Origin of the sequence: Pseudomonas sp. 32_A (genome assembly GCF_017490905.1) — a bacterium.
Taxonomy (GTDB): Bacteria; Pseudomonadota; Gammaproteobacteria; order Pseudomonadales; family Pseudomonadaceae; genus Aquipseudomonas; species Aquipseudomonas inefficax.
In genome coordinates this window covers 52,643-68,780 of the sequence record NZ_JAFGYI010000006.1, presented here as the reverse complement: position 1 = coordinate 68,780, position 16,138 = coordinate 52,643, and the positions used below count along the sequence as shown (strand labels likewise).

At 61.6% G+C, this 16,138-nt stretch carries 26 protein-coding genes; all 26 read left to right on the top strand.

Annotation, left to right across the window (positions count from 1 at the left end; translation table 11 throughout):
- Positions 1-86 precede the first annotated feature (86 nt).
- Positions 87-995 carry a hypothetical protein gene (locus J5M58_RS05770; protein WP_207877478.1) on the top strand — a complete coding sequence of 303 codons (909 nt, stop codon included), beginning with the start codon at positions 87-89 and terminating at the stop codon, positions 993-995.
- Positions 985-1,788, top strand: a complete 804-nt coding sequence (locus tag J5M58_RS05765) for a hypothetical protein (RefSeq protein WP_207877477.1) — start codon at positions 985-987, stop codon at positions 1,786-1,788. Before J5M58_RS05770 ends, J5M58_RS05765 begins: the two co-directional genes overlap by 11 nt.
- Positions 1,788-1,979 (top strand): hypothetical protein, encoded by a 192-nt coding sequence (locus tag J5M58_RS05760; protein ID WP_207877475.1) that lies wholly within the window; start codon positions 1,788-1,790, stop codon positions 1,977-1,979. The genes J5M58_RS05765 and J5M58_RS05760 overlap by 1 nt, the downstream gene beginning before the upstream one ends.
- Complete coding sequence (locus tag J5M58_RS05755) at positions 1,979-2,296, top strand: hypothetical protein (protein WP_207877473.1); 318 nt, start codon at positions 1,979-1,981, stop codon at positions 2,294-2,296. The genes J5M58_RS05760 and J5M58_RS05755 overlap by 1 nt, the downstream gene beginning before the upstream one ends.
- A complete protein-coding gene (locus tag J5M58_RS05750) occupies positions 2,293-2,553 on the top strand; it encodes a hypothetical protein (RefSeq protein ID WP_207877471.1) in 261 nt (86 codons plus the stop codon). Before J5M58_RS05755 ends, J5M58_RS05750 begins: the two co-directional genes overlap by 4 nt.
- Positions 2,546-2,944: a recombination protein NinB gene (locus tag J5M58_RS05745; RefSeq protein ID WP_023379904.1), complete on the top strand. Its 399-nt coding sequence runs from the start codon at positions 2,546-2,548 to the stop codon at positions 2,942-2,944. Before J5M58_RS05750 ends, J5M58_RS05745 begins: the two co-directional genes overlap by 8 nt.
- Complete coding sequence (locus J5M58_RS05740; RefSeq protein WP_207877469.1) at positions 2,944-3,546, top strand: recombination protein NinG; 603 nt, start codon at positions 2,944-2,946, stop codon at positions 3,544-3,546. The genes J5M58_RS05745 and J5M58_RS05740 overlap by 1 nt, the downstream gene beginning before the upstream one ends.
- Complete coding sequence (locus J5M58_RS28290) at positions 3,543-3,665, top strand: hypothetical protein (RefSeq protein WP_306795233.1); 123 nt, start codon at positions 3,543-3,545, stop codon at positions 3,663-3,665. The genes J5M58_RS05740 and J5M58_RS28290 overlap by 4 nt, the downstream gene beginning before the upstream one ends.
- The gene (locus tag J5M58_RS05735) at positions 3,662-4,057 is read left to right on the top strand and encodes an antiterminator Q family protein (protein ID WP_207877467.1); all 396 of its coding nucleotides are present in this window, start codon (positions 3,662-3,664) and stop codon (positions 4,055-4,057) included. The genes J5M58_RS28290 and J5M58_RS05735 overlap by 4 nt, the downstream gene beginning before the upstream one ends.
- Positions 4,054-4,380 (top strand): hypothetical protein, encoded by a 327-nt coding sequence (locus J5M58_RS05730; protein WP_207877465.1) that lies wholly within the window; start codon positions 4,054-4,056, stop codon positions 4,378-4,380. The genes J5M58_RS05735 and J5M58_RS05730 overlap by 4 nt, the downstream gene beginning before the upstream one ends.
- A gap of 167 nt (positions 4,381-4,547) precedes the next feature.
- A complete protein-coding gene (locus J5M58_RS05725) occupies positions 4,548-4,883 on the top strand; it encodes a phage holin, lambda family (RefSeq protein ID WP_207877463.1) in 336 nt (111 codons plus the stop codon).
- The gene (locus J5M58_RS05720; protein WP_207877461.1) at positions 4,880-5,302 is read left to right on the top strand and encodes a structural protein; all 423 of its coding nucleotides are present in this window, start codon (positions 4,880-4,882) and stop codon (positions 5,300-5,302) included. Before J5M58_RS05725 ends, J5M58_RS05720 begins: the two co-directional genes overlap by 4 nt.
- Positions 5,299-5,754, top strand: coding sequence for a lysis system i-spanin subunit Rz (locus tag J5M58_RS05715; protein WP_368857197.1), 456 nt, complete (start codon positions 5,299-5,301; stop codon positions 5,752-5,754). Before J5M58_RS05720 ends, J5M58_RS05715 begins: the two co-directional genes overlap by 4 nt.
- Positions 5,751-6,008, top strand: a complete 258-nt coding sequence (locus J5M58_RS05710; RefSeq protein ID WP_207877459.1) for a hypothetical protein — start codon at positions 5,751-5,753, stop codon at positions 6,006-6,008. Before J5M58_RS05715 ends, J5M58_RS05710 begins: the two co-directional genes overlap by 4 nt.
- A 3-nt stretch (positions 6,009-6,011) precedes the next feature.
- On the top strand, positions 6,012-6,638 hold the full coding sequence (locus J5M58_RS05705; RefSeq protein WP_207877457.1) for a hypothetical protein: 627 nt from the start codon (positions 6,012-6,014) through the stop codon (positions 6,636-6,638).
- Positions 6,598-8,055 carry a terminase family protein gene (locus tag J5M58_RS05700; RefSeq protein WP_207877455.1) on the top strand — a complete coding sequence of 486 codons (1,458 nt, stop codon included), beginning with the start codon at positions 6,598-6,600 and terminating at the stop codon, positions 8,053-8,055. Before J5M58_RS05705 ends, J5M58_RS05700 begins: the two co-directional genes overlap by 41 nt.
- Before the next feature lie 11 nt (positions 8,056-8,066).
- Positions 8,067-8,330, top strand: a complete 264-nt coding sequence (locus tag J5M58_RS05695; protein ID WP_207877453.1) for a hypothetical protein — start codon at positions 8,067-8,069, stop codon at positions 8,328-8,330.
- A 2-nt stretch (positions 8,331-8,332) separates the two neighbouring features.
- A complete protein-coding gene (locus J5M58_RS05690) occupies positions 8,333-10,021 on the top strand; it encodes a portal protein (protein WP_207877451.1) in 1,689 nt (562 codons plus the stop codon).
- A complete protein-coding gene (locus J5M58_RS05685; protein ID WP_207877450.1) occupies positions 10,022-10,327 on the top strand; it encodes a hypothetical protein in 306 nt (101 codons plus the stop codon).
- Positions 10,328-10,329: 2 nt separating this feature from the next.
- Complete coding sequence (locus J5M58_RS05680; protein WP_207877448.1) at positions 10,330-10,809, top strand: Gp49 family protein; 480 nt, start codon at positions 10,330-10,332, stop codon at positions 10,807-10,809.
- The gene (locus J5M58_RS05675) at positions 10,806-11,468 is read left to right on the top strand and encodes a hypothetical protein (protein WP_207877447.1); all 663 of its coding nucleotides are present in this window, start codon (positions 10,806-10,808) and stop codon (positions 11,466-11,468) included. Before J5M58_RS05680 ends, J5M58_RS05675 begins: the two co-directional genes overlap by 4 nt.
- A gap of 17 nt (positions 11,469-11,485) precedes the next feature.
- Positions 11,486-12,481: a major capsid protein gene (locus tag J5M58_RS05670; protein WP_207877445.1), complete on the top strand. Its 996-nt coding sequence runs from the start codon at positions 11,486-11,488 to the stop codon at positions 12,479-12,481.
- A gap of 13 nt (positions 12,482-12,494) precedes the next feature.
- Positions 12,495-12,887 carry a Bbp16 family capsid cement protein gene (locus J5M58_RS05665; protein WP_207877443.1) on the top strand — a complete coding sequence of 131 codons (393 nt, stop codon included), beginning with the start codon at positions 12,495-12,497 and terminating at the stop codon, positions 12,885-12,887.
- Positions 12,880-13,125, top strand: a complete 246-nt coding sequence (locus J5M58_RS05660) for a hypothetical protein (protein ID WP_207877441.1) — start codon at positions 12,880-12,882, stop codon at positions 13,123-13,125. Before J5M58_RS05665 ends, J5M58_RS05660 begins: the two co-directional genes overlap by 8 nt.
- Before the next feature lie 56 nt (positions 13,126-13,181).
- A complete protein-coding gene (locus tag J5M58_RS05655; RefSeq protein WP_207877439.1) occupies positions 13,182-13,817 on the top strand; it encodes a hypothetical protein in 636 nt (211 codons plus the stop codon).
- A complete protein-coding gene (locus J5M58_RS05650; protein ID WP_207877437.1) occupies positions 13,814-16,138 on the top strand; it encodes a hypothetical protein in 2,325 nt (774 codons plus the stop codon). Before J5M58_RS05655 ends, J5M58_RS05650 begins: the two co-directional genes overlap by 4 nt.

The window sequence follows — 16,138 nt, the reverse complement described above, 5'->3', positions numbered from 1 at the left end:
GACGGGCAAGGCCGGCTCTTTCAAACATCAATTTCGCGAGACCCATTATGGCAGCACTACATGCGATAAGCAAAGGTCGGTTGAGGATGCAGCTCACTGAATTGGCTGGAAGCGCTGTTGCCGTTTACCCGGCTTTCAGGCGTGTTCTGGGTCTGAGCGCTTCGGCTGCTCAGTTTCTCTCGCAGGCCGTTTACTGGACTGAACGCACCGGTGACGGCTGGTTCTACAAGACCGAAGCCGAGTGGGAGGAAGAGATCGGCCTGTCCAGCAAGGAGGTCCGGACCGCCAGAAAGAACCTGGCTGGCATGCACCTGCTGGAAGAGGTTCGCAAGGGCGTCCCGGCCAAGATGCACTTCCGTGTCGATACCGATCTTCTGCTCGAATACCTGAGCGGTGAAAAGTCAGTTCCAGTTCTGCCCAAAGAGCACAACAAGTCCTGCCCAAAAGGAACAACTGGTTCTACCCAAAAGGCACAACAAGTTATGCCCAAAGGGTCTGACAAGTGCGACCGAAACGGCACAACTATTACAGAGATTACACAAGAGACTACAGCAGAGACTACGGCATTGGTGCTCGCTCCGGCGTCGCCGAAGCGCGCCGCGAAATCGACCGATGCTGAACTGGCCCGCCAGGAAGCATGCCGATCGATCTGGTCGGCTTACTCGATGGCCTACACCAATCGCTACGGTGTTCAGCCTGTCCGCAACGCCAAGGTCAACCGTCAGGTGAACGACCTCCTGAAGCGCCTGGGAGCCGAGGCGGCCAGCGTCGCTGAGTTCTTCGTCTCGATCAACGATGGCTACCTGATCCGCTCCTGTCACGAATTCGGCTCGCTGCTGGCCAAGGCCGAGGCCTACCGCACCCAGTGGATGACTGGCCGCCAGATGAACGCCACCACAGCTCGGCAGCAAGAGCAAACCCAAGCCAACTACAGCGCCGCCGAGCGGGCCCTGGAAGCGCTTCGAGCCAAGAGGGCTGCAACCCATGCTGAGTGAAGACCAGCAAGACCAATTGCTGCTCTCCCTGTTCGCCACCGCCGAGGTGATGGGGCAGCAGCTCACCCAGGGCGCTGCGCTGCTCATGGTCGAGGATCTGCGCGAGTACAGCGAATCCGTGCTGACCAATGCCCTGCGCACCTGCCGTCGTGAAGGTGGTCGACTGACCGTGTCCGCGATCCTAAAACATGCCCAGGCCGCTGATGGACACCCAGGCAAGGACGAGGCCTGGGCCATTGCCCTATCGGCCAGCGACGAAAGCGAAACGGTGGTGATGACTGCCGAGATCCGCCAGGCCATGTCCGCGTCAAGTCCAGTGCTTGAGGCTGGCGATAAGGTCGGCGCCCGTATGGCCTTCATGAGCGCCTACGAGCGCCTCGTTCTCGCCGCGAGGGCTGAGGCAACCCCGGCCAAGTGGGAAGTCTCTCTTGGCTATGACCCGGCACGGCGCGTCACTGCTATCGAGTCTGCAGTGCGATCGAAGCTGATCAGTCAGGAAGCAGGAGCCAAGCATCTGGCTCACCTGTGTATTGCGCCTACATCCGAGGATGGACGTGCCATCGCAGGACTTATCACTGGCGAGGTGCGAGCCAAGGCCGGTCCTAAGGTACGCGAAAAGCTGGCCGAGGTGCGTTGCATCATCGAGGCTGCCAAAGCCAAGAAAGACCGCCAGCGCGCCAAAGAGGCCCAACGACGCCGCGTCGAAACCTACTTGCGCAAGCGGCAGACACGCGCCGCTGTCGCTCAGTTGAACATCAAGCGCGCCGGGCAGCCGGCCGGGGAGGGGGTGTGATGGCTACCCAAGAGCAAATCGACAAGCTGGTGAGCGCCTGCGACTCCTTCTGCCGTCTCTACGGGCGCCTCTGGGATCTCGTTGAGCCGGATGGCGCCGGCTTCCTGTCGCCAGAGTCGGTCAAGGACTACGACGCCATTCACAGCAGCATGCGCGCTGCGCTCGACGACATTCGCGGGGAGAAGCACTGATGGAGACCAACAAGATGCGCGAGCAGTTCGAGGCAGCCTATGTCGAGGAAATGGCCGCGTACTGCGGCCAGGATATCCGCCGGCGCGCCAAGGCCAATCTCGAATGGCGACAGGAGAACGGAGACTACCGTGACCCAATGGTGCGCCTGGCGTACTGGGCCTGGCAGGCCTCCCGCGAGGCCTTGGTGGTGGAGCTTCCTGCGCGCCAGGTCTACGAAAGCCATGCAGACACCAGCAGCTTCAAGGACGGATTCAATCGCTGCCACACCGAATCTCGCGACCTGATCGAGGCCCAGGGCCTGAAGGTGGCTCCATGACCAACCTGAACAGCATGTCACCTGCGGCGCGGTCCGCAGCAATGCGAGGCGGTATGGACGGCTGGGGCCAGGTCGGCGGGCAGTCAGGCCACATCCGCTACATGGAGGTCAGGAAGAAGCGCCCAGGTCGCCAGCCGAAATGCTGGTGCGGCTGCGGGACCAACAAGACCCACCGCGGCCTGGCGAATGGTGTGTGCCTGATTTCAGGCTGCGAGATGGCAATCCGTCGTTGGGTGAAGGAGGGGAACCGTGGCTGAGTTCGCCATTCGCAGCAGCCAAGACCTGAACCGCCTGTACGGCGCTCTGCACGCCATCGACCTCACCAAGCCGAAGGTGGTGGTCATCAAGGACGAGAAGCGCCCGGACGTCTGCAACCGGAAGATGTGGGCAATGCTCCGCGACGTCTCCCAGCAGGTGGAGTGGTACGGCCGCAAGCTCACCGACGAGGACTGGAAGCACATCTTCAGTGCAGCGGTGCAGAAGCAGGACGCGGTGCCCGGGATCGATGGGGGTTTCGTCGTCCTGGGCGTCTCGACCCGCAAGCAGTCGCAGAAGTGGTTCAGCGACCTGTTCGAAGTGATGCATGCCTTCGGCGCCGAGCATGGCGTGCGCTGGACTGAGCCGGATCGGTGGGGAGGGCAGTACTGATGCTGGCCAAGGAGATCAAGCCGAAGAAGTGCAAGGCGCCAGGTTGCGGAAAGCTCTTCAAACCGACCATGACCACGCAGAAGGTGTGCAGCATCGCTTGCGCCAAGGCCATGGCCAAAGACCCGAAGCTGCAGAAGATCGCGGCCAAGGCCATCACCAAGCAGGCTCGCCAGGACCTGCAGGAGCGCCGAGAGAAGCTGAAGACCCGTCGAGAGCACATGGCCGAGGCGCAGACCGCATTCAACGCCTACATCCGCGAGCGCGACGCCGGCCTTCCATGCATCAGCTGCGACTCGTTGCCGAGCGACCATGACCTCATCACCGGCAGCCGCTGGGACGCCGGCCATTACCGGTCAGTGGGCGCCTGTCCGGAGCTGCGCTTCGAGCCGCTGAACGTCCACCGCCAGTGCGTGAAATGCAACCGGAACCTGTCGGGTAACGCGGTCGAGTACCGAATCCGTCTCGTGAAGCGTATCGGCGCCGACAAGGTTGATTGGCTCGAAGGGCCTCATAGGCCCCAGCGCCTGACCATCGAAGACCTGCAGGCCATCAAGGCCCTGTACAGGCAAAAACTCAAAGACTCCCGGAGGGCAGCAGCATGAACTGGACACCAACCGACAGCGCCCAGCTGCTGATCCTGGGCATGTTCATCTTCGCCAGCTACGCCATTGTGCGCGGCATGGTCATATTGCATCGCCGGAAGAAGGAGCAGGGCCAATGAGCAAACGCGAGAGCTTGAAGAAGGCCATGAAGCCCATGGGCGATACCGAATACCTGCTCGAGCAGTGGGGCTGGTGGCGCATGAGCGGTATGGGGGTGCCACGCTACGTGTCGCCGGCATTTGCCCTGATGCGCGATAACGTCCAGCAGATCAGCAGTCGGAGCCACTGCATCACTGACGACCTTGCCGGTGTCGTTGATGGAGCCGTGGCCAGGCTGACCCGCCGCGACCAGCAGATGGGCGATTGCATCTGGCTATACTTCGGCGCCAAGTGGCCAGCCATCCGCGTCGGGCGTGAGTTCGGCATCAGCGAGGCCAAGGCTCGCGAACTGATCAAGGCCGGGGTAGCATGGGTGGATAGCTCGCTGGAGATGATGAGGGAGGCGGCATGAATCCGAGGGACGCGATTTGCAGAAGTGCGGCAGGAGCAGCCGCCAAGGCTGCTGATGATTACCTGTTGCATGAGGTCATGCAAAGGCTTGGCCGAATCATTGGATTGCCTGATCTTCGCGAACTGGTAGCGCAAGGCCGGTTAAAAATTCACCGATACGAGCAAGCTAAGTTCAACAAAGCTTATCTGGACGAATCGTTGGTTGCTGTGTGGCACGACCCCGAGATAATGGTTGACGGCCTGGAGGTTCGAGTCAGTCTGCGGTGCGGCAATCCTGAGTTTAAGGCGTTCGCCGATCAGACCGGAGAAGGTTCGCCTCTCTAGCTGCTGGCCGATTGACATCCGCGCGGATCAGTAGCACTATTCGCCTCATATTGCGGTTTTACCGCTTCCAACAAGCCCAGCCATCGCGCTGGGCTTTTTGTTACCCATCATTCAGCCCGCCACTGCGCGGGCTTTTTCATTTCTGCCCCGGAGAGGGGATATCGAGTATGTCCAACATGCCAGATAAACCAGACACCTGGGCGGTGCTGCTTGCTTGGCTGAGCTCGCATGCGCCGCTGCTGTACGCCGGCGCCCTCTCGTTCGGTATGGCCCTGCTCAGGATCATCTACGGGGGTGGAACTCGCCGCCAGGCTGTGCTGGAGGCATCGCTCTGCACGCTGCTGACTGCCGGCGCCTTCCCGCTTCTGGAGTACTTCGGCCTGCCGCAGAATCTCGCTGCTGGCCTGGGCGGCGGTATCGGCTTCATCGGCGTGAAGAAGATCGCCGACTTTGCCGATCGCTTCGCTGACTTCAAGCTGCCTACCAAAGGTACCGGGCAATGAGCACTCCGCGCGGCATACGGAACAACAACCCGGGCAACATCGATTACAGCCCGGCCAACAAGTGGAATGGTCAACTCGGGCTGGAGGAAGGTGTGGACAAGCCGCGGTTTGCCCGGTTCGACACGCCGGAGAACGGCATTCGGGCCCTGGGCAAGCTGCTGCAGACCTACCAGCGCGTCTACGGGCTGAACACCGTGGCCAAGATCATCAGCCGCTGGGCGCCGTCCAGCGAGAACGACACCGCCGCCTACGTACGGTCGGTCGAGCGCCGTACCGGTACCGCGCCAGGCGCCAAGATCCAACTGACCGATCCGGCCACGCTCAAGGGCTTCGTCGTTGCGATCATCGCCCATGAGAACGGCAGCAACCCATACAGCGATGCCGTGATCAGCGAAGGCGTGCGACGGGCGCTGTCGTGACCAAGTGCCTGCTGGCAGTCATCGCTGGGCTTTCCATCGTCACGATCCTGGCGTTTTGGCGGCTTGACCATGTCAGCACCGAGCTCGATGCCAAATCGTCGCGTATCGATGAGCTGGAAGCTTCCATCGAATCACGCAAGAACACCCAGCGCCTGCTGGCCCAGCTCGACACCCAGCACACCCAGGAGCGCGAACGTGCGAACCAGACCAATGCCAGCCTTCGTGCTGATGTCGCTACTGGCAATCGCCGGCTGTCAGTCCTCACCGCCGGCTTGCTTGCCGCAGGATCTGCCTCCGCCACCGGGCTGGGTAATGCAAAAACGCGAGCCGAGCTTGACGCAGCGGCTGCTGAACGAATTGTCGCCATCGCCAACGACGGCGACGACGCCATCCGACAACTGAATGCCCTGCAGGACTATGTCCGCACGGCCTGCCCAGGAGCAGTTCAATGAGCCAGTACGAAATCAAAGACCCCGATGGTCAGGTGCACCGCATCGAAGCCGTCACCCACGTTCTCGACTCCAACGGCCTGACTTTGTACGCGTCGGCCGGCGTCGTCGTGGCGATCTTCCCCAAGTTCTCCTGGATGCGCCAGCAACAGGCGGTGGTGAAGGAGCCCGTGAGCACAGGTGAGGCTGGAAACACCGAGCCCGAGGAACCAGCCCACGGCGCCGAAGTGGCATCCCCGGTCGCCGCCGGCGAGTAAGAAATGACTGACAAGATCGCAACTGACTGGGAGCGCATCGAGCAGCTGTACCGCGCTGGCACCCTCTCTGTGCGAGAGATCGCCTCGACCTGCAGCGTCTCCCACGTGGCCATCCATAAGCGTGCAAAGCGTGATGGGTGGGAGCGTGACCTGCAGGCGAAGATCAAGGCCAAGGCCGATTCGCTGGTTAACACCGAGCTGGTTAACACCGAAGTTAACAAAGAAGCGCTGGTAACCGAGAGGCGGATCGTCGAGGCGAATGCCCAGGTAATCGCCAGCATTCGGATTGCACACCGGACTGACATCGGTCGGTATCGCAAGCTGGCGAACACTCTGCTCGAAGAGCTTGAGGGAATTACCGAAGAGCGAGCCACCATCAAGGAGCTGATTGACCAGCTCAAAGACTCAGATGAGGCCGACGGCGCGCTTCTTGACCTGGCGAGCAAGATCGCCAGCCTGCCGAACCGCACAAAGGTCATGAAGGAGCTTGGCGAGACGTTGAAGAACCTGATCGCACTGGAGCGCCAGGCCTACAACGTCGATGCCGAGCAGCCGCAAGACGACCGCAGCAAACTGACGGAAGACGAACTTGACCGCCGTATCGCAAAGCTCTCGGGTATCGCGGGCTGAGAAGCTTGAGCTGCTCGCCCTGCTTGAAGAGAAGGCGCGGCGCAATGCTCAACGGCAGCACCTGCTTCAGTTCGAGTCGCTGTATGACTGGCAACTCAAGTACGTTCGGGCGACGGCCAGCCACCGCTCATGCATGCTCATGGCGGCCAACCGGGTCGGCAAGACGCGCACCGGGCTGACGATCGATGCCATCCACCTGCTGGGCGACTATCCGGAAGACTGGGAGGGTCACCGCTTTGGCCACGCGCCCCTGTGCTGGCTGCTGGGCTACTCGATGGAGAAGACCCGCGACCTGCTGCAGAAGCCGCTCTTTGGCACGTTGGAGCAGGGCAAGTGGACTGGCGGCCTTATCCCGGCTGACCGCATCGTTGGCCACCTGTCGGCTACCGGCACCTCCGGGGCCATGCGTGAAGTCAGGGTCAGGCACAGCAGTGGCGACATTGCCACGGTGCAGTTCTGGTCCTACAGCCAGGGCCAGCACGCGATTATGGGCGACAGCGTCGATTGGTATCACATCGACGAAGAGCCCGAAGACAAAGAGATTTACCCACAGGTCATCACGCGAACCGCTACCGGTGACCTGGGCAGGGGCGGCAGGGGCATCCTGACCTTCACCCCGGAGAACGGTCGCACCGAGCTGGTCGTCAAGTTCATGGACGACCCGGCAGACGGCCAGTACATGCAGCGCGCCACCTGGGATGACGCACCGCACCTCAACGAAGAAACCAAGCGCGAATTGCTGGCGGCATACCCGGCCTGGCAGCGCGACATGCGCACGAAAGGTGAACCATTGCTCGGTACCGGCCTGATCTTTGACTTCGGTGACGAGGCGATCAAGTGCGCGCCGTTCCCATGCCCAGATCACTTCTGGGTCATCAATGGTCTGGACTTCGGCTGGGATCACCCGCAGGCACATGTGCAGCTGTGGATCGATATGGAGGCAGACGTTATTTACGTCGCTCACGCCTGGAAGCAATCGCGGGTCACGCCGGTGACCGCCTGGGGCTCGGTCAAGTCATGGGCCCAGCATGTGCCCACTGCCTGGCCAAGCGACGGCCTGCAGTCCGAGAAGTCCTCGGGCGACGAGCAGAAGAAAGCCTACGTCGATGCGGGCTGGAACATGCTGCCGGAGCACGCCACCTGGCCAGATGGCGGCGTCGGCGTTGAGGCAGGCCTGGTCCAGATGTACGAACGCATGACCACGGGTCGCTGGAAGGTGTTCAGCCACCTCAGCGGCTTCTTCGAAGAGAAGATGAACTACCACCGGGATGAGAAGGGCCGGATCGTCAAGCTTGGCGACGACATCCTGGCTGCTGCCCGGTACGCCTACATGATGCGTCGCTTTGCCCGTCAGCGGTTCCAGTGCAAGCCGGTGACGCACGGCGTCCACCAATCTAATTACGACCCTTTCAACTGAGGACTGCACCCATGGGCGGAGCAATCAAACAGGCGGCCAACGTTGCAACGCTCGGGCTGAGCGATGCAGTGCTCGGCGACAGCTTCGACACGCCAAAGACCAACACCACCACCGCCGAAGAGGTGAAGGGTAGCGACGTGTCGACCGCTGACGCCGAGGGTAACGCCGCAGACAAGCGCCGCCGGGCTAAGGCTGCTGGTCTCACATCGACCATCTTGGGTGGGGCGAGCGCTGCAGCAGCACCGACCGCCACCAAGACCCTGTTGGGGCAATAACCATGGCTGACACTCTGCGCCAGAGGGCCGAGAAGCGCCTAGGTATGCTCAAGAATGAGCGCTCCTCCTGGGAGACGAACTGGCAAGAGCTGTCCGACTTCATCCAGCCGATGCGCTCGCGCCTGCTCTGTGATCAGCAGGTCAACAAGGGCGACCGCCGCAACAACAAGATCATCAACAACGAGGCCACTGAGGATAGTGGTGCGCTTGCCGCAGGCATGATGTCAGGCCTCACCTCTCGTTCGCGCCCTTGGTTCAACCTGGTGGTGCAGAACAAAGAGGCCATGGAGTTCGGCCCGGTCAAGAACTGGTTGTTCGAGGCATCCGAGCGCATGCGCGATGTGCTGCTGCGCTCGAACTATTACAACTGCCAGCACGTTTCCTACTTGGAAATGGGCGTATTCGGGACTGGTGCCATCTGGATTGACGCAGATCCAAAGACCGGCATCCGCTGCGAAGTGTTCACCGCCGGCGAGTATTACGTGGCCAACGGCGCCGATGGCAAGTGCAACTCGTTCTACCGCGAGTTCAAGCTTACAGCCGCGCAGATGGCCGAACGCTTCGGCAAGGAGAACCTCAGCACTCAGGCGCAGAACGCCTTGAATGAGTCTCGCCAGGACCAGTGGTTTGACTGTATCCAGATGGTTGAGCCCAATGCCGACCACGTTCCCGACTCCAAGGTAAGCCGCAAGCTGCCGTTCATTGGTCTGGTGTGGGAGAAAGCTGCGCCATCCGACAAGGTGCTGGAGCAGAAAGGGTTCCACGAATTCCCGGTGGCCGTGATGCGCTGGGATGCTCTGCCGGGCGACTGCTACGGTACCGGGCCAGGCCGCCGCTGTCTTGGTGATATCAAGGCCCTGCAGCTGTACGAGCGCAACTCGGCACGGTTGGTTGAGACTGGCGCCAACCCAGCTATCCAGGCGCCGTCCAGCCTGCGCGGACAGCCGAGCTCCACCACCCCTGGATCGATCACCTACGTTGACCAGGTTGGCGGCCAGAACCAGATGGCGCCAATCTACACCCCGGATGCGAAATGGCTTCAGTTCATCGAGGCCAAGATCTCCAAGCACGAGGCGCGCATCCGTCGCTCGTTCTACACCGACCTGTTCCTGATGATCAGCCAGATGGATGACGTCAGGACGGCGACCGAGATCAACGCCCGTCGCGAAGAGAAGATGTCGATGCTCGGGCCAGTGGTTGAGCGCGTCGACTACGAAGGCCTGGACCCGATCATTGAGCGCGTGTTCGGCATCATGCTGCGTCAGTCGATGCCTATCTGGGCTGGATTGATCGACGGCGAGCCGCTGCTCCCTGAGCCGCCAGAAGAGCTGGGAAGCACCGTGGTCGAGGCTGATTACATCTCGATCCTGGCCCAGGCGCAGAAAGCCTCGGCAGTCACCGGCCTGGAGCGCATCGCGTCGACCATCGGCAATCTGTCGGCCGCCTTCCCAGAGGTACGCGACAAGTTCGACGCCGACCAGTGGGTGGACGAGTACGGAGAATCCATTGGCGTCGTGCCAACTGTCATCCGTGGCGATGAAGAGGTTGCGGCGATCCGCGAGCAGCGCGCCCAGCAACAGCAGGCGGCCGAAGCCCAGCAGGCCATGGCCAGTGGCGTCCAGGCCGCGAAACTCCTATCCGAAACTCAGATCACGGGCGACAACGCGCTCGGCCAGATCCTCGGAGCGTAAATGTTCGACGACGAAGACATCTCGCAGCAGCGGGAGGACGCCGCGCGCCTGGCGCAAAAGCGCCGTAACGCCGACGTACGAGCCCAGATGGCCACGCAGACCGGCCGCCGCTTTGTTTGGCAGCTGCTGACCGCGACCCGCTTCGAGGGTCGCACAACCCTTTTCGATACCCATGGCGGCCGGCAGAGCTACCTGCTTGGCGCCTACGAGGTTGGCCGATCCTTGGCCGACGAGATCCGAACCCTGATCCCTGAGCAGTACCTGCTGATGGTTCAGGAAAACACCACGGTCAGCAAAGAGGAATGACCATGAGCGACAAAGCAATTGAGCAAGCAATCCAGGCCAAGGGCCTAAACGCGCCGCGCATTCGCCCGGCAGACATCGAGGCGAACATTGGCAGCGAGCACTACTTCACCGGTTTCGACGGTGCTGCTCATACCGGCGAGCACGCCAAGTACGCTGAAGACTGGGAAGTGCCACGGACCATCCAGGCATTGAATCTGGTTACATTCTGCGTCCTGGTCTTGCGCAACGGCTTCACCGTCACCGGTGAGAGTGCCTGCGCCAGCCCGGAGAACTTCGACGCCGAGATCGGCCGCCGCATCGCCCGAGAGAACGCTGTGGCCAAGGTATGGCCGCTGATGGGTTATGAGCTGCGCAGCAAACTGGCCGCGCAGAACGCGCCGTCGCAGGACTGCCCGCATGCCGCACCTCACCGCTACTGCGCCGAGTGCGTAGAAACCCCTTGTCCTATCGGGCTTGGCAAGTGCAAAGGGGGTGAAGCATGAGCCTCTTCATCCACGGCCGTCTCGGCCACTTCCTCATGAACGAATCGAACACCGATGGTGGTCCTGCAGGTGGCGCCACCCCACCCGCAAGCGACCCGGCAGCTCCGCCGTCGCAACCGCCTGCTGCTGATCCGGCGCAGGCACCGCAGCAAGACCCAGCCGAGAAGCCAGCAGAGCCACCGGCCCCGGTAGTCCCTGAAGCCTACGCGTTCGCCAACCTGCCAGACGGCTACTCCATCAGCGAAGAGCAACTGGCCGCTTTTTCGCCAGTGCTGAAGGAGCTGGGTCTGACCCAGGAGCAGGCTGACAGGCTCGTTGCATTCGATGCCCAGCGATCCCTGGCGGCCCAAGAGGCAAGCCAGCAGCAGGCCATCGAGTTCCGCAACAAGCAGGTCGGCGAGTGGGAAGCCGCTCTGCGCAGCGATGCCGCGTTCGGGGGCGCCAACTTCGACGCCAACGTCGCGGTAGCGCAGCAGTTCTTGACCGACTTTGGATCTCCAGAGCTCTCTGCCTTCCTCGCGGAATCTGGCTTGGGGTCGCACCCCGAAGTCGTCCGCTTGTTCCACAAGGCTGGCAAGGAGCTGGGCGAAGGCAGGTTGCACCGCACCACCACCGAAGTACCTAAATCCGAAATGTCCATCGTTGACGCCTTCCGTTAAGGCAAAAGGAGTAATTCATGGCAATTCTCGCCTCCACCATGCCGACGCTGATCGACAAGTTCAGCCGGGAAGACAGCACCAAGAAGATCATGAAGATCGTCGAGCTGATGGCAAAGCAGAACGACATCCTCATGGACGCCGAGTACATGGAGTGCAACGACGGCTCCAAGCACAAGACCACCATGCGCTCGGGCATCCCTGAGCCAACCTGGCGCATGTTCAACCAGGGCGTGCAGCCAAGCAAATCGACCACCGTCCCGGTGCTGGACACCACCGGCATGATGGAGGACTACGGCCTGGTGGATAAGGGTCTGGCTGACCTTTCCGGTAACGAGGCTGCATTCCGCGCCTCTGAAAACCTGGGCAAGCTGCAAGGCTTCAACAACAAGGCCTCGCGCTACATGTTCTACGGCAACACCCAGACCGAGCCACAGGCCTTCCTGGGCCTGTCTCCGCGCTACAACTCGCTCGCTGCCGAGTCCGGGCGAAACATCGTTGACGCCGGTGGCACTGGCTCGACCAACACCTCGATCTGGTTCGTGACCTGGGGCGAACTGACCACCCACCTGCTGTACCCGAAGGGCAGCGTGGCCGGCTTCCAGCACCGCAATCTGGGTGAAGATACCGTCAAGGACGACGTAGGCGGCGAGTTCCAGGCCTATCGCGACCACTTCAAGTGGGACATCGGCATGTCGGTTCGCGACTGGCGCGCCAACGCACGCGTGGCAAACATCGATGTCACCACCCTGACCTCGGATGCGGCCTCTGGCGCGAAGCTGATCGAAAACATGATCAAGGCCTACTACCTGCTGGAAAACCCAATGCAGGGCGAAGGCAAGACCGTGATCTATTGCAACCGCACCATCCAGACATTCCTGCACCTGCAGGCGATGAACTCGAAAAACGTCAACCTCACCCTGGGCGAGTACGCCGGTCGCAAGATCCCTGAGCTTCTGGGCATCCCGATCAAGCGTTGCGACGAGCTACTCAACACCGAAGCCCGCGTTGTCTAAAGGAGAACAGATCATGCTTTTCGACAAGAAACTGCTCATGTCGAACGCCCAGGCGATCACCGCCTCGGCGGCTTCGACCGACGTAATCGACCGTGGCGACACCAAGGACGTTGGGCGCGCGGGCGACATCCCTCTGTGCGTCCAGGTAGTCGAGGCTTTCAATACCCTCACCAGCCTGACCATCGAGCTGCAGGCTGACGACAACTCGTCGTTCAGCTCGCCCCGCATCCTGTTCACCACGGTGGTCCCTCTGGCCGACCTGAAAGCCGGCTACCAGACCCCGGTAATCACCCTGCCGCAGAAGACCGAGCGCTATCTGCGCATGAACTACACCGTGACTGGTACCGCGCCAACCACTGGCAAGGTAACCGCCGGCATCGTTGCGGGGGTGCAGACCAATGCCTAGCACCTATGAAGTGCTCGAGCGCTCGTTCATCAACGGGCAGCTCTACGAGAAGGGCGCCAAGATCGTACTGGAAATCGACGGTCATGGCGGCAACCTGAAACTGGTCGATGCTGGCGATGCTGATGGCGATGAGAGGGATGCAATCATCGCCGAACTGAAGGCTTTGGGTGTCGATGTGGACAAGCGCACCGGCCTTGAAAAGCTCCGCGCCAAGCTCGCAGAAGTCAAAGGCGAGTAATCCAGCCAGCAATGCCAAGGGCCCTTCGGGGCCCTTTTTCATGGAGCCATCAACCAATGTCATCTGTGATCGACATCTGCAACATGGCGATCTTCCGCATCGGCAACGGCACCCGCATCGATGACCTGGAAGAAAACAGCCAGCCGGCCAGGATCTGCAAGCAGTTCTACGAGAGCAGCCGCGACTTTGTGCTGCGTGCCGACTGCGACTGGGGCTTCGCCACCGCTTTTGCGCAGCTCGCTGAGGTGGCCGACAACCCGAACCCCGATTTTCAGTACGCCTACGCCGTGCCGAATGACTGTATGCGCGTGCGCCGAATCGTCAACCCTGGCTGGCCGCAGGGCGCTATCCCGGTTGGCTATGAGTGCTACATGCCTGAGCTGCCGCGCATCCCGTTCCGGGTGGTAAACGGTTCGAGCCAGCGCCTGATCAGCACCAGCGTGAGCCCGGCTACCCTGGAGTACACGCTCAAGGTCACTTCGCCTGAGCTGTTCGACCCGATCTTCGTGTCGGCCCTGGCCTGGTACTTGGCCAGCGAGATCGCCGGGCCGCTGGCCAAGGACGCCGGCATTACCAGCGCCTGCTTTGGCCAGTACAAGGCCACGGTGCTGGAGGCCGCTGCTACCGCGCTTAACGAGGGCACCACCCAGTACCAGCGCGAATCGGTCTTCATCACGGGGCGCGGGGCATGACTGAAGTTATCCAACCGTCCTTCAGCGCTGGCGAAGTGTCGCCGGCCACATACGCACGGGTTGACCTGGGCCGCTATTACACCGCGCTCAAGACCTGCCGCAACTATCAGGTGCTGCCCGAGGGCGGCGCGCAAAACCGATCCGGCACGCGCTACGTCGTCGAGACCAAGAACAGTGCTGCCAAGTCGCGGCTGATTCCGTTCCAGTTCTCGACCGAACAGACCTACATCCTGGAGTTCGGCAACCTGTATATCCGCTTCATCAGCATGGGCGGGCAGGTTGTGAGCGGCGGTCTGCCCTATGAGATCGTTTCGCCGTATACCTCGGCGCAGCTGTCGGCGCTGAAGTTCACCCAATCGGCCGATGTGCTGACCATTGTTCACCCGGATCATCCGCCGCGAGAGCTTTCTCGCCTCGGCCCAACGAACTGGACCCTGACGGCAATTGTGTTCGAGCCCAGCATCGCAGCGCCGACCGGGTTGTCGGCAACTGCACGCACGGGTGGCTCGGGCGATACCACCGAGTACCAATACAAGGTGACAGCCGTCAGCAGCATTTCCGAGGGCTCGGTCGAGTCGAACGCCAGCAACACCGCCACGGTGAACAGCTTCGACAACAAGCCAGGGGCCAGCCTGAGCTGGACGGCATCGGCCGGGGCCGACCACTACAACATCTACAAGAACAAGTCTTCGGGCGTGTTCGGGTTCATCGGCCAGGCCACCGGCACGACCTTCACCGACATCAACATTACCCCCGAGACCGATGACACCGTGCCCATTGCGTATAACCCGTTCGCTGATGGAAACAACCCATCAGTGGTCGGCTACTACCAGCAGCGCATGGTGTTCGCGGCCAGCAAGGCCAACCCTCAAACCGTATGGATGTCGCGCACCGGGGACTTCCACAACTTCGGCTATTCCGACCCGAACAAGGACGACGACGGCATTGAGTTCGTCATCGCCAGCCGGCAGGTCAACCAGATCCGTCACCTGGTGTCGTTGCGCGAACTGCTGGCCATGACCTCCGGCGCCGAGATCGCCATCACCGGGTCTACCGATTCAGGGGTCACAGCTGCCAACGTCTCGGCGATCGAGCAGAGCTACTTCGGCACCAGCGACGTGCCGCCGGCGATTTACGCCAACACGGCGCTATATATCCAGGCCCGCGGTGGCAAGCTGTCGACGCTGGCTTACAACTACGTCTCGGACGGCTTCCAGCCCCAAGACGTCAGCGTGCTGTCGTCGCACCTGCTGCGCGGCTTCACCATCCAAGACATGGCCTTCACCCTGCAGCCCAACGGCATTCTGTGGATGGCTCGCAATGACGGGATGCTGCTGGGCTTCACCTTCCTGCCCGACCAGCAGGTCTACGCCTGGCACTGGCATGACACTGACGGTCAGGTTGAGTCTGTGGCTTCGGTGCCGGAGGGCGACGAAGACGCGCTGTACCTGATCGTCAAGCGCACTATCAACGGCATTACCAAGCGCTACATCGAGCGCATGGCCACCAGGCAGCTGACCAAGTTCGGCAGCGGCGATTACTGGTTCGACCGGGCCTTCTTCGTTGATTGCGGTCTGACCTACGACGGGCGCCGCACCGGAACCGCCGTACTGAGTGGTGGCACCACCTGGCAATACCCGGACCTCCTGACGTTTACCGTGTCCGTTGCCACCTTCGACGCGGGCATGGTGGGCCGTAGCGTGATCATGTATGGCGGCGGCAACGAATACGCCATTGGCGATGTGCTGACCGTGAAAATCACCGCGTTCGTCTCGGCCACGGTCGTCACCGTGGAGCCTCAAACCGTCGTACCTGGATCGCTGCGAGGTGTATCCGCCACCCGTTGGGGTATTGCAGCCACAACCGTTAGCGGGCTTGGCCACCTTGAAGGGAAGACGGTCAGCATTCTGGGTGATGGCAATGTCGTGCCCCAGCAGGTCGTCACCGGCGGCGCCATTACGCTGGACAGTCCAACCCTGATTGCCCATATCGGCCTACCTATCACCGCCGACTTCGAAACCCTGGACCTCACGCTGCAGAACAACCAGGCGTTCTTGGGCAGCAAGAAGCGCATCAACCAGGTGGTGGTGATCTGCCAGGAAAGCCGCGGCATCTTCGCCGGTCCCGATGCAGAGCACCTGGACGAGTTCAAACAGCGGGCCGACGAAGACTACGGCGAGCCGATCGAGCTGCTGACCGGCCGGGCCGAGATGGAGATCCAGTGCCAGTGGGATAACTACGGGCGCCTGTTTATCCGCCAGTCCGACCCGTTGCCGCTGACCATTCTGGGGGTCATGCCCAATGTCCAGTCCGGTGGCTGA

Excerpts from the sequence above, each read along its gene's own strand:
- J5M58_RS05680 (WP_207877448.1), top strand. The coding sequence starts at position 10,330 with ATGAGCGACAAAGCAATTGAGCAAGCAATCCAGGCCAAGGGCCTAAAC.
- J5M58_RS05655 (WP_207877439.1), top strand. The coding sequence starts at position 13,182 with ATGTCATCTGTGATCGACATCTGCAACATGGCGATCTTCCGCATCGGC.
- J5M58_RS05665 (WP_207877443.1), top strand. The coding sequence starts at position 12,495 with ATGCTTTTCGACAAGAAACTGCTCATGTCGAACGCCCAGGCGATCACC.
- J5M58_RS05650 (WP_207877437.1), top strand. The coding sequence starts at position 13,814 with ATGACTGAAGTTATCCAACCGTCCTTCAGCGCTGGCGAAGTGTCGCCG.
- J5M58_RS05690 (WP_207877451.1), top strand. The coding sequence starts at position 8,333 with ATGGCTGACACTCTGCGCCAGAGGGCCGAGAAGCGCCTAGGTATGCTC.
- J5M58_RS05755 (WP_207877473.1), top strand. The coding sequence starts at position 1,979 with ATGGAGACCAACAAGATGCGCGAGCAGTTCGAGGCAGCCTATGTCGAG.
- J5M58_RS05720 (WP_207877461.1), top strand. The coding sequence starts at position 4,880 with ATGAGCACTCCGCGCGGCATACGGAACAACAACCCGGGCAACATCGAT.
- J5M58_RS05710 (WP_207877459.1), top strand. The coding sequence starts at position 5,751 with ATGAGCCAGTACGAAATCAAAGACCCCGATGGTCAGGTGCACCGCATC.
- J5M58_RS05660 (WP_207877441.1), top strand. The coding sequence starts at position 12,880 with ATGCCTAGCACCTATGAAGTGCTCGAGCGCTCGTTCATCAACGGGCAG.
- J5M58_RS05675 (WP_207877447.1), top strand. The coding sequence starts at position 10,806 with ATGAGCCTCTTCATCCACGGCCGTCTCGGCCACTTCCTCATGAACGAA.
- J5M58_RS05725 (WP_207877463.1), top strand. The coding sequence starts at position 4,548 with ATGTCCAACATGCCAGATAAACCAGACACCTGGGCGGTGCTGCTTGCT.
- J5M58_RS05750 (WP_207877471.1), top strand. The coding sequence starts at position 2,293 with ATGACCAACCTGAACAGCATGTCACCTGCGGCGCGGTCCGCAGCAATG.
- J5M58_RS05670 (WP_207877445.1), top strand. The coding sequence starts at position 11,486 with ATGGCAATTCTCGCCTCCACCATGCCGACGCTGATCGACAAGTTCAGC.
- J5M58_RS05770 (WP_207877478.1), top strand. The coding sequence starts at position 87 with ATGCAGCTCACTGAATTGGCTGGAAGCGCTGTTGCCGTTTACCCGGCT.
- J5M58_RS05730 (WP_207877465.1), top strand. The coding sequence starts at position 4,054 with ATGAATCCGAGGGACGCGATTTGCAGAAGTGCGGCAGGAGCAGCCGCC.
- J5M58_RS05685 (WP_207877450.1), top strand. The coding sequence starts at position 10,022 with ATGTTCGACGACGAAGACATCTCGCAGCAGCGGGAGGACGCCGCGCGC.
- J5M58_RS05695 (WP_207877453.1), top strand. The coding sequence starts at position 8,067 with ATGGGCGGAGCAATCAAACAGGCGGCCAACGTTGCAACGCTCGGGCTG.
- J5M58_RS05705 (WP_207877457.1), top strand. The coding sequence starts at position 6,012 with ATGACTGACAAGATCGCAACTGACTGGGAGCGCATCGAGCAGCTGTAC.
- J5M58_RS05735 (WP_207877467.1), top strand. The coding sequence starts at position 3,662 with ATGAGCAAACGCGAGAGCTTGAAGAAGGCCATGAAGCCCATGGGCGAT.
- J5M58_RS28290 (WP_306795233.1), top strand. The coding sequence starts at position 3,543 with ATGAACTGGACACCAACCGACAGCGCCCAGCTGCTGATCCTGGGCATG.
- J5M58_RS05760 (WP_207877475.1), top strand. The coding sequence starts at position 1,788 with ATGGCTACCCAAGAGCAAATCGACAAGCTGGTGAGCGCCTGCGACTCC.
- J5M58_RS05740 (WP_207877469.1), top strand. The coding sequence starts at position 2,944 with ATGCTGGCCAAGGAGATCAAGCCGAAGAAGTGCAAGGCGCCAGGTTGC.
- J5M58_RS05765 (WP_207877477.1), top strand. The coding sequence starts at position 985 with ATGCTGAGTGAAGACCAGCAAGACCAATTGCTGCTCTCCCTGTTCGCC.